We start from the raw sequence: 11,051 nt of genomic DNA, 5'->3' as shown, positions 1-11,051 counted from the left end.
TCGGCCCCGCCCTCTACCGTCCGGAGAATATACCGGGGGTCGCTCCCAGAGTCGACCGGAAATGGCGGGTGAGATGAGCCTGATCGTGGAATCCTGACTCCACAGCCGCCTCGGCGGGGGAGTGCCCGGCCAGGAGAAGCCTGCGGGCGCGATCGACCCGGCGACCGATGACATACCGGTGGGGCGCGATCCCGAACGTCGTGGTGAACACCCGCACCAGGTGGCTGCGGTGGGCGCCGAGCTCGGCGGCCGCCTCGGCGATGGTGAATGACTCAAGCAGACGATCATCGAGCATCTCCCGCAGACGACGGGCGAGCGGCGCATCGGACGCGGCCTCGGTCGACGGCGTGAGACAGGAATTCGCGATCTCGCGCAGGGCCAGGACACCGCATTCGGCAGCTAAGACATCGGCGGGATCGGCAAGGGCGGAGTGGATATCGGTGACGGTGCTCAGCGCATCGGCGCCGAGCAGGGTGGGCGAATCGGCCGCAGCGTCCACAGCGGTCGGCGGCAGCCAGTCGGCATCGAGGTAGAGCACCCGTTTGCGAAAGCCCTGGTCAGCCAGCGCGGAACGGCCATCGTGGGGCACCTGCGGCGGCAGCAGCGTCACGGCTGCAGGGGTTGCGAGATGATCGTGACGGTCGAGGTCATACGTCACAGCGCCGTCGTCGATGAGCAGCACCGTCCATGAATCGTGGGTGTGCGCGGGGTAGGCGTGATGGTCGAAACGGGCGTGCAGGACTTCCTGCACCTGCGGGACCGCCGGGTGCCACGCGCGGATGACATCGACCATGCAACAAATGTACAAGACCGGCGGTGCCGCAGTCGGCCAAGCTGGATTCATGCACGAGAACACGAACACCACAGATCAGACCGAAGGTCGGCCCACCCTCGCCGAAGCGGCCGCGAGCAGTTCCATCACCGAGGCGGCCGCGCCGTCACTGTCCGCCGGTCCGAGTGCGCCGGTGCGGTTCGATACCAAGGTCGTCGTCGTTCTCCGCGACGACCTGCAGCCGTGGCAGGAACTCAACGTCACCGCCTTCCTCATGTCCGGAATCGCCACGAGCGATGAGGGCCTGGTCGGGGAGAACTACCGTGACGCCGACGGCAACGACTACCTGCCGATGCTGCGCCAACCGGTGATGGTGATGACCGCGGATGCGGATAAGCTGCGGTCGATCCGGACGAAGGCGATGGGCCGCGGAATCCCGACAGCGATCTATACCGAGGAGCTGTTCTCCACCGGCCATGATGCGGCCAACCGGGCCGCCGTGGCCGGTGTTTCGGCCGAGGAACTCAACCTCGTCGGGGTGGCCCTGCGTGGGCCGAAGAATGGTGTTGATCGGGTGGTGAAGGGCGCGCGGATGCACGCGTGAGTGTCATAGGGCGGGGGGTGGGTCGCACCCTGTAGCGGGGGATATCGGGCAGCGAGACGATTCGTTCTGCCTCAGCGGTAGGTGGCGTTCTTCGGATCCTGGTGACCGTGGTCGTTGAACGAGATGAGGCTGGTGCCGCCTCGGCCGGTGATGATCTTCGTGATGCCGGTGTTGATGGTCACCCGGTTGAATGCCATCCACTGGTCGAAACCGCCGCCGATCAGGCGGGCGGCGGTCCACGCGATGGCGCCGGCGCTCGAGACCACGATCGTTGACTGGCCTGAGCCCATCGCGCTGGTCGTCTCATCGAGGGCACGTTCGACCCGTGACGTGAACTGCTTGTAGGTCTCCGCATAGTCCTCGTCGTGTTCGCCCGAGGCCCAGCGAGCCGCACCGCGTTCGAGCTCACCCTGGAAGATCTTTGAATCGTGCTGGGCGCGAGGGTCGAGATCCGTGAGCATTCCGGTGAGCTCCCAAGCGGCATATTCGTTCCAGCCGGCGTCGACGTGGGCGTCCATGCTCCGGCTCATGCCTTCGAGGAGGCCCTCGGCGGTCTGACACTGCCGCAGCATCTCTCCGTGGACGAGCCGGTCTGGCTCGATGCCCTGGGAAGCGAGGAAGCGACCGGTGATGCGGCTCTGCTCTTTGCCGAGATCAGACAGCCTGTCATAGTCATCCGTGCCGAACGACGCCTGCCCGTGCCGAACCAGATAGAGCACACTCATGAATCACACATCCTCGTCGTGAAGCCCACGCTGCTTTTCGAGTGATCGTTTACTGATGTGAGTCTACGGGACATCGGTGGGGAACAGCTGCTCGGCCAGTCGAAGCACCTCAGCGAGGGCAGGACTGACGTCATCTCTGCGCCATGCCATGAGCAGCGGGAACGGCCCCTTCGGGTCTTCGAGGGGGACGAAGGCGATATTGGGGAAGGAGGCGTTCTTCGGCACCGACGCCACTGTGACTGAACAGCCGATCTCCGCACCGACGAGCGAGAGTATCGTCCACGTGTCCGGAGCCACCTGGATGACGGTGGGGTTGAAACCTGCGGCCTGCGACAGCTCGTAGAGCCGTTCGATCGTCGTCGACCCCGGATTCGGCGGTACCGTGATGAACTCCTCTCCCGCGAGCTCGCTCATCGACACCGACTCGCGGCCTGCTAAGGCATGCTCTCTGTGCATGGCGACGACAAGCGACTCCTGGGCGACGACGCGAGTATCGACCGACTGTGGCACGAATGGCCAATAGCCGAAGACGAGGTCCACTGAGCCGTCGGCGACGCTGTCGATGGCCGGCATCCCGAAGGAGGCGCTCTGCAGACTGAGGTGGATTCCCGGATGAGTCCCGCGGACCAGTTTGAGCAGCCGTCCGATGAGTTTGTGGGTCGCGATGCCGGTGAATCCCAGGCGCAGATGTCCGACCTCGCCTTTCCCTGCTGCCTGCACTGCGGAGTCGGCGAGGCGATGACTCATGAGGATGTCGCGCGCAGGTTCGACGAGCGCCTGTCCTGCCGGAGTCAGGCGCACGGACCGAGTGCTGCGTTCGAACAGCTGTGCCGACATGTCGGACTCCAAGCCCCGGATGAGTCGGCTGAGGGGCGGTTGGGTCATATGCAGTCGTTCGGCGGCTCTGCCGAAGTGAAGTTCCTCGGCGAGGACGAGGAATGCGCGGATGTGCTTTGTGTCCATGTCGGTGTCTCAATCGTGAAGGCGGCCGCCCAGTGAGGATCGGGCGATATTAGTGCAGTGACTGCATTAATCGTCTCCATTATAAGTATTGGACGGGTATCAATGATTTTGAAAGGATGACCCAGGTCACAGTCATCCGAGGTTCGAGGAGGAACGCGATGGACAAGACGATGAGTCTTCCCCAAGCGATCAGCACCTATCTGCGCAACGGGGATACAGTCGCCCTGGAGGGCTTCGGCCACATCGTGCCGGTCGCTGCCGCGCACGAGATCATCCGGCAGGGCTTCACTGATCTAGTCCTTGCACGCATGTCCTGTGACGTCATCGTCGACCAGCTGCTCGGAGCGAACTGCCTGAAAGGTCTCATCTCCTCGTTCATCGCCAACAGTTCGGCCGGTTCCCTTCACGAGCTTCGGCGGCGCATTGAGAAGTCGGACCCGGAACCGCTGTGGTTCGACGAATACAGTCACGGCGGAATGGTCGCCCGCTATCAGGCCGGTGCCTCGAAGCTTCCGTTCCAGCCCATCGCCTCCTACCGGGGCAGCGACCTAGCGGCGAAGAATCCGCGGATCAAGTCCGTTCCCGACCCCTACGGTGGACCGGACATCCACGTCGTCCCCGCACTCAATCCCGACCTCACGATCATCCACGCCCAACGTGCGGACATGCATGGAAACGTGCAGGCATGGGGGATGCTCGGGATTCAAACCGAGGCCGCATTCGCCAGTCACCGACTCATCGTCACAGTTGAGGAGATCGTCGACGAGGCTGTCGTCCGCTCCGACCCGAACCGCACAATCGTTCCCGCGCACGTCGTCGATGCCGTCGTCGCCGTGCCACGCGGCTCGCATCCTCATTCGGTCCAGGGCTATTACGACCGCGACGACGAATTCTCGAGACAGTGGTCCGCGCTCGCCCGCGACGCGGCGGCGGTCCAGCACTGGCTCGAGACCAATATCCGCGGCACGAGCGACCACGATGAGTTCCTTGCCACCCTCGGATCGGAACATTTTGAGCGGATGGCCATCCACGACGCATATTCGACGCCTGTGAACTATGGAGGGCGAGCATGACATTGAGTGCTCACGGCACCACTGAGACCCGGTCCCGCGACGAACTCAGCGAGACCACAAGCAGCGCGGTCGCTGGCGACGTGGTCACCAGCAGCGAACTTCTCACCGTCCATTCGGCGCGGGCGCTGGCCGGACGCAACGTGGTCTTCGCCGGGCACGGCCTGCCCACTCTTGCCGTCTCTCTGGCTCAGCACACTGTCGCACCGGACATCGAGATCGTGTACGAGTCGGGAGTCACCGGAGCCAGGCCGCCGGTGATGCCGCGCAGCATCTCGGATTCGATCTTGGTTCCGGGGGCCGCCTCGGTGATGCCGATGGCGCACCTGTTCAACTATGTTTTGCAAGGCCAGCGAATCGATGTCGGCTTTCTCGGTGCCGCGCAGGTCGACAAGTTCGGGAACCTGAACTCCACCCTCATCGGCGAGGACTGGGAGCACCCAGACAGCCGACTTCCGGGCTCAGGAGGAGCCATCGAAGCCATGGCGGGCGCAGCAGAGATCTTCCTCGTCATGCGCAGGCACACCCCGCGCACCTTCGTCGAATCCTTGGACTTCGTCACCTCCCCAGGGTCGAAGAAGGCCGCCGAGGCGGAGGTCGGATCCATGCCGGCGGGTTCCGGCGTGACCCACGTGATCACCGACCTGGGTATCATGACGCGCTTCGCTCGGGATGAGGAACTCACTCTGACAGCCGTTCACCCCGGTGTCGACCCCGCCGAGGCGGTGCGGCAGACCGGATGGAACCTCCAGGTATCGACCGACCTCGAGACGACGCAGCCGCCGACTCCGGATGAGCTGGCACTGCTGCGAGAGACGCTCGATCCCACCCGCATCTACCTGCGCTGAACCGGAGCCCTCACCCGCCGACCGATGTCCGCGGGCAGCTGTAGGCGACAGTCGCCCACTGTGGCTCCCTGCTGAGCAAGCGAGAATTCGAATCGAAGAAAGTTGAAATCATGTCAATGAAGACAAACGCACAGGTTACCTCCCCTCCTGATCCGAATGTGACTCGTCCCGAACTGCGCCGTGCCGCGTGGTCGTCGTGGCTCGGCAGTTCGCTCGAGTACATGGACTTCACCTTGTATACGCTCGCCTCGGCTCTGGTCTTCGGGCCGCTCTTCTTCCCCAATGAGACTCCTGCGGTCGCGCTGATCTCCAGTCTCGGCGTCTATGGGTCCGGTTTCGTAGTCCGGCCGATCGGCGGATACGTCTTCGGACGAGTCGGTGACAAGCACGGACGTCGGATCGTCCTCATCGTCACTCTGTCGATGATGGGCATTGCCACCATGGGCATCGGTCTTCTGCCGACTTATGCGCAGATAGGCATCTGGGCGCCTATGCTGCTCGTCGTACTCCGGCTCGTCCAGGGGTTCGGAGCCGGAGCCGAATTGGCCGGAGCTTCGGTGCTCTTGGTCGAATCGTCGCCTGTGCGTCGCCGGGGGCTCTTCGGGGCGATCGTGGCGATGGGGACCAACAGCGGAATCTTCCTGGCCACTGTTCTGTGGACGCTGCTCACCCTGCTGCCGGACGAGGCTTTCCTCAGTTGGGGCTGGCGGGTGCCCTTCCTGCTCAGCATCGTCACCACTTTCGTGGCTCTGGCAATTCGTACGAAGGTCAGGGAGTCCCCGGTGTTCGAAGAGGCGAAGGAGCGCCGCGCCGAGGTGGCCGCCGACAAGAGCGATCAGCCGAGCATCCTCGTCGAAGCGCGTCGGTCGACGAAGTCGTTCCTGCTCGCCTTGGGCATCCGAATGGGAGAGAACTCCGCAGTCTACCTCGTCAAAGGCTTCATGGTCGGGTGGGTGGTCACCACGACGGGAATCGACTCCTCCATCGTCACCACCGGCATCATGATCGGCACCGTCATCGGCTTCGCGACTGTGCCGTACTTCGGCAAGCTCAGTGACCAGCTGGGTCGCCGACCCGTGTTCTTGGGGTTCACTCTGTTCCAGATCCTCTTCGCGATTCCGGCCATGATCCTCATCGACACGGGCAACCCGATCATCATCGCGGCCGTCTTTGCGGTCTTCGTCGGCGGGCCTCTGCCGAATCTCTACGGTGTCGAGTCGAGCTGGTTGGTCGAACTGTTCGGATCGAAGCATCGGTATACGTTCATGACCACTATCAAAGAGGTCGGATCGGTCGTCTCCGGCGGTCTGGCGCCGGTGATCGCGGCCTCGCTCGTCGCCGTGATCACCGACTCATGGTGGCCCGTTGCGATCGTTCTCATTCTGTTCGCCGGCTGCGGCCTGCTCGGTGCGCTTTTCGCGCCCGAGACCCGTGGTCGCGACCTCACGACTGAAGTCGACGCAGTGGACGAACGGCAACCGCAGCAATAGGCAAGGGCCGGGACCCTGCGATGGGCGAGGGCCGGGGCCCTGCGATACGCGACGGCCGGCCCGGTGAGGTGGACTACGACCAGCCCGTTGGGGTAGGCACGCAGGTGCTCTACCACCAGCGCTGTTGTTGCCGCTCTGCGTTGAGAGCGATGCCACAGGTTCAGTGGCGCGTCATCAGAACGGTGGGGGATCGACCTCGAGGTCGTGGTCCCAGTTCACTGTCTTGGAGACGAAGCGGTGGTCCCAGGGATCGTCGGCTCCAGTGCCCTTGGGGTCTGCAGCGTCCTCAGACTGCGAATTGCTTTCGAAACCGGTGAGGTTCGGGCCAGCGGCGGTACGGGCGCTGCGCTTGTCGGGCTCATTCGGGTCGAAGTCGATATCGTCGACGTCGAGCTTGGCAAGACGCGCCCATCTGACGACTCGGGCGTACTTCGCGTTCCCCGTCAGCTGTTTCACCGTGAGAGTGTTGGAGCCGGCGGGCAGACTGAGCTGATGGACAGAGTTCGCCCAATTGAGGCAACGCTCCAGCCGCAGCCGCCTGATCTCAGCCTGCTGCTCCCGATACGCCTCCGAAAGATGTCGCTGGTGTGCTTCGCGTTCCTCCCGTTGGCGCTTCTCTTCGTCGCGTTGACGAATCGTCGACTCGCCAGGCATGAGCTCGAGCACCCTCGGTGCTGCGGGAACCATCGACCGAGGCAGTTTCCACCGCTTGAACCCCAGTCGTCCCAGGGAATCGAATTCGAGCGCTTGGGCAACATTGATCGGCTGGCCCGGCGCCGACACAGTGGTCGAGATTCCGTGCTTGAACTCGTAATCGAGCTCACCGGATTTGGGCATAGTGACCCGAAGGCGGCCGGCGGTCTTCAACGCATGATGCTTCTTGCACAGAGGATGAAGGTTTCCGAACCGAGTGAGACCGCCTTTGAGCGGATCCAAATGGAAGAACGGAACGACATGGTCGATCTCCGACTTCTCAGCCCGACGAACACAGCCGGGAACGGTGCACACTGTCCACTGCTCGACCAGGGTCTTCCGAAGATCCCTGGGGACCTGGTAAGTGGTCGCTTTGGCGTCGATGGGAGTGCCGGTGGCGGGATCGGTGAGGATCCGCTGGATGCTCTTCGACCGGCCGGCGATGTTGCGAGCCACCTCGACGGGTACCGGTGAGCCGTCGGCGAAAGTGCCGGGCAGGTCCGAATCTCCGGTGAGCGAGAGGAACGGAACGGTCACCACGGTGGCGGCCTGATGCGACAGCCACCACGCGCTTGTGGGCATACGCAGCTTGACGACATATTCAATGGGACCGTCAGGGTCTTCACCTTCGACGCTGCAGTCGGGTCGGAAAGCCGAACCATCGGGTCGGTTGGCGACAGAGAATCCGTCGGACGACTCTGTGGTGCTGTCGGACGAGTACCCGGCGGACGATTCTGCGGCATCGTCGTCCGAGTCCGAAGCGACGTGCTTCGCGAAGTCGGCGACAGCGTCGTCGGAGTCCATATCCGGAATGAGCTCGCCGTCGGTGTCGAGCAGCGAATTCTCTTCGGCGGTTTGGATACCCGTGATCGGGTCGACCGAAATGACCTTGACCTTGAGCTCCGGGACTGGCCGGGTGAACAGATCGTACTCGAGCTGAGAGATGGAGCGGTCATCGCTGATCTCAACGCCCACAGGCAGATTGAACGCCGACTTGTTCTTTCCATGCACGGCCAGCGCCATGCCCTGGATTCGGTTGTAGCAGGCAAAGATCTCCGCTGAGGGGCCGCTGACGGTCAGGCAAGCCGAGCCGTCCTTATATCCTTCGACATCGACGCGGCGACGCTTGGTGGCGAATTCGGTGTTGTCGATCGGCGGGACGAGCAGGGCGATCATCTTCGCCAGATCTCGGCGCAGGGTCTCGCAGGTGATATCGGCGCGCCTCGCGGCCAGGAAGATGTCGAGCTTCGGAAGGAAGTCGAACGCGACATCAGCGCACTGGCGGGCGACCACATCGACATGTGCCTGGGTGAACTCTCCGGCGCGGACACGGTCGGCGAAGCGCGGCAGACCATAGAAGATCGTCATCGCGCCGGTGAGCTGACGGTAGGTGCGGGCAGTGTTGGTCCCCAGCACCGTCGAGATCTCGACGAGGTCCTCAGCGTCGACATTGTCATAGACCCATTTCGAGAAGCAGATGCCCTCATCGAGCTCGGGGAATTCGGGCAGCGCCTTCGCCTCGGGCTCAGTCGCCTTGCGCAACTGTTCGCGGGCGAAGTCGGCGTCATAGAGCACAACTGTCGCGGAAGGGGAGCCGCCGGTGCCGGTCGTGTCGTCAGCGGGCGACGACGCGACGTTGGGCGACGACGCGTCCCTGGTTGAAGACGCGCCCTTGGGTGAGGCCTTCGACTTCTCCGCAGCGCCGAAGACGGTGTTCTCTTCGGACTCTTTGGCGCGGCGTTCGAAGGATGCGGAGATCGTCTCGCAGCGAAACGGTTCGGAGCCCTCGGGCATGGGCAGTTCGAGAGCGATGAAGACCTGTTCCAACACAACTGAGGAGACTGACTCGAGGAGGGAGAAATGGGCACGGTCGGAAGCGACAGCGTTCTCGGCGAAACGAGACATGCTTGATTCGAAGCGGATGGCGAATCGGGGCGACGGCTGTGTCACACCCGGCTCGTCTGCCTGGTCGGGGGTCGAACGGTTGGTGGTGCCCTTCATTGCTCTTTCACCTGCCTCGGACTTCGTTGTCGGGGAAGTGGTGCTGACTTGAAAAGCTGTTAATCAGATCTTAGCCGGTCAAGATGACATTAACAATAGTAAAGAGAAAAAGATTCGAATAAATTTCGATGACATATTGATAGTGAATTGATTTTCTACTTATCATTGCACTCGGTGCTGACATGAGGGCGTTCGGCCTCGTTCGGCCAGGTCAGGGGTTGTTTTGCGCCGGTTCAAAGGTCCGGAGAACATGCCACCGGAACGGCGGGACAGCCTCGGTGGGGGTCGGATTTTCGGGTGAATCGGGTCACAGCATCAGTTATGATGATCGAGTTGTCGGATGCGACCCATGAGGTCGGTACTCGCCTCATGCGAGCCGTATCCGCACTGCGCGCAACCGCGGCACCCTTCACCTAGGGCCATGTCGCGGGCCGCGTCGACGTCACCGCACCATCCTTCACTGGTGACCAGTTCTTCGCCCAGACCATCGCCTGCGCTCACGGTCGACCGTGTCCGCGCCGGCCGACGTCCAGACGATCACTGCCGGCTGCACCGATGATCCGATCATCGAACGGAGTGCTCGCCCAGCCGAGTGCTCACGAGCTTCGTAAGCTCACCAACCGCCGCCGCTTCAACCACGAGGATCAACCATGACGACCACCGCTCACAACTCCGCCGCCTCCGACCAGGACTCGAAGGGCCCGATCACCGACGCCGAGATCTTCGAGGCACACGAAGGCGGCAAGCTCTCAGCCGAGCTCACCTCACCGCTCGAGACCCAGCGCGACCTCTCGATCGCGTACACCCCGGGCGTGGCCAAGGTCTGCACCGCGATCAAGGATGAACCGCAGCTGGCGCGCACGCACACGTGGACCGGCCGACTCGTCGCGGTCATCTCTGACGGGTCGGCTGTGCTCGGCCTCGGTGACATCGGTCCGGCCGCCTCGCTGCCGGTGATGGAGGGCAAGTGCGCCCTGTTCAAGTCCTTCTCCGGGCTGAATGCGATTCCGATCGTACTCGACACCAATGACACGGACGAGATCGTCGAAACCATCATCCGCATGGCCCCGACCTTCGGCGCGATCAACCTCGAGGACATCTCGGCTCCGCGCTGCTTCGAGATCGAAGACCGGGTCAAGGAGGCCCTCGACATTCCCGTCATGCACGATGACCAGCACGGTACCGCCGTGGTCGTCCTCGCCGCGCTGACGAATGCTCTGCGCGTGGTGAAGAAGTCCTTCGAGTCCGTCCGCGTCGTCGTCTCCGGCGCCGGTGCTGCCGGAGTGGCCGTGGTGAAGATCCTCGCCGACGCCGGCGTGAAGGACATCGTGGTCCTCGATTCCAAGGGAGTCGTCGAATCCGGCCGCTCCGACCTCACCGAGACCAAGCAGTTCCTCGCTGAGTCGACGAACCCGCGCGGAATCTCCGGTGGGATCGGCGAAGCCCTCGACGGTGCCGATGCCTTCATCGGCGTCTCCGGCGGCACCATCGACGAGGCGCATCTGGAGAACATGGCCGACGATGCGATCATCTTCGCCCTGTCGAACCCCAACCCCGAGGCGGCCCCCGACGTCGCCGCCAAGTACGCCACCGTGGTGGCCACCGGGCGCAGCGACTTCCCGAACCAGATCAACAACGTCCTCGCGTTCCCCGGAATCTTCCGCGGCGCGCTCGACGCCGATGCCAACGAGATCACCGACGATATGAAGCTCGTCGCCGCTCGTGCGATCGCCGATCTCGTCGGCGATGATCTCGAGCCCGGTTACATCGTGCCCGGTGCGCTCGATTCGCGTGTCGCTCCGGCCGTCGCCGAGGCGGTCGAGAAGTCCGCGCTCGAGGCCATGGCCAAGCGCTGACGCTTGGGTTCGGCAAGTCCGCACACAGT

9 protein-coding genes are annotated in these 11,051 nt (G+C 63.3%); 5 read left to right on the top strand and 4 right to left on the bottom strand.

Annotated features, from left to right (window positions below; all coding sequences use genetic code 11):
- Positions 1-13: 13 nt before the first annotated feature.
- Complete coding sequence (locus ACU4IU_RS05820; RefSeq protein ID WP_446656123.1) at positions 14-793, bottom strand: AraC family transcriptional regulator; 780 nt, start codon at positions 791-793, stop codon at positions 14-16.
- A gap of 7 nt (positions 794-800) precedes the next feature.
- Between ACU4IU_RS05820 and ACU4IU_RS05815 the strand changes: the two genes are divergently transcribed.
- Complete coding sequence (locus ACU4IU_RS05815; protein WP_446656122.1) at positions 801-1,376, top strand: DUF2000 family protein; 576 nt, start codon at positions 801-803, stop codon at positions 1,374-1,376.
- Between the two features lie 71 nt (positions 1,377-1,447).
- Here the strand turns inward: ACU4IU_RS05815 and ACU4IU_RS05810 are convergent, their stop codons facing one another.
- Together ACU4IU_RS05810 and ACU4IU_RS05805 are read right to left on the bottom strand one after the other, a co-directional pair.
- A complete protein-coding gene (locus ACU4IU_RS05810) occupies positions 1,448-2,101 on the bottom strand; it encodes a histidine phosphatase family protein (protein WP_446656121.1) in 654 nt (217 codons plus the stop codon).
- 63 nt (positions 2,102-2,164) lie between these two features.
- Positions 2,165-3,064, bottom strand: coding sequence for a LysR substrate-binding domain-containing protein (locus ACU4IU_RS05805; protein ID WP_259358804.1), 900 nt, complete (start codon positions 3,062-3,064; stop codon positions 2,165-2,167).
- A gap of 158 nt (positions 3,065-3,222) precedes the next feature.
- Here ACU4IU_RS05805 and ACU4IU_RS05800 point away from each other — a divergent pair, with 158 nt between their 5' ends.
- From ACU4IU_RS05800 to ACU4IU_RS05790, 3 genes are all read left to right on the top strand, one after another.
- A complete protein-coding gene (locus tag ACU4IU_RS05800; protein ID WP_446656120.1) occupies positions 3,223-4,137 on the top strand; it encodes a CoA transferase subunit A in 915 nt (304 codons plus the stop codon).
- Positions 4,134-4,982: a CoA-transferase subunit beta gene (locus ACU4IU_RS05795; RefSeq protein ID WP_446656119.1), complete on the top strand. Its 849-nt coding sequence runs from the start codon at positions 4,134-4,136 to the stop codon at positions 4,980-4,982. Before ACU4IU_RS05800 ends, ACU4IU_RS05795 begins: the two co-directional genes overlap by 4 nt.
- Before the next feature lie 158 nt (positions 4,983-5,140).
- Entirely contained in the window at positions 5,141-6,472 is a 1,332-nt protein-coding gene (locus tag ACU4IU_RS05790) for an MFS transporter (RefSeq protein ID WP_446656118.1), read from the top strand.
- Between the two features lie 174 nt (positions 6,473-6,646).
- Here the strand turns inward: ACU4IU_RS05790 and ACU4IU_RS05785 are convergent, their stop codons facing one another.
- Positions 6,647-9,166, bottom strand: a complete 2,520-nt coding sequence (locus ACU4IU_RS05785) for an HNH endonuclease signature motif containing protein (RefSeq protein ID WP_446656117.1) — start codon at positions 9,164-9,166, stop codon at positions 6,647-6,649.
- 650 nt (positions 9,167-9,816) lie between these two features.
- Here ACU4IU_RS05785 and ACU4IU_RS05780 point away from each other — a divergent pair.
- Positions 9,817-11,022, top strand: a complete 1,206-nt coding sequence (locus ACU4IU_RS05780) for an NAD(P)-dependent malic enzyme (RefSeq protein ID WP_446656116.1) — start codon at positions 9,817-9,819, stop codon at positions 11,020-11,022.
- The last annotated feature ends 29 nt before the right edge of the window (positions 11,023-11,051 follow it).

The organism is Brevibacterium sp. CSND-B09, assembly GCF_052906525.1.
Note: the sequence above shows the minus strand (reverse complement) of the source record. Positions and strands in the feature narration are given on the sequence as shown.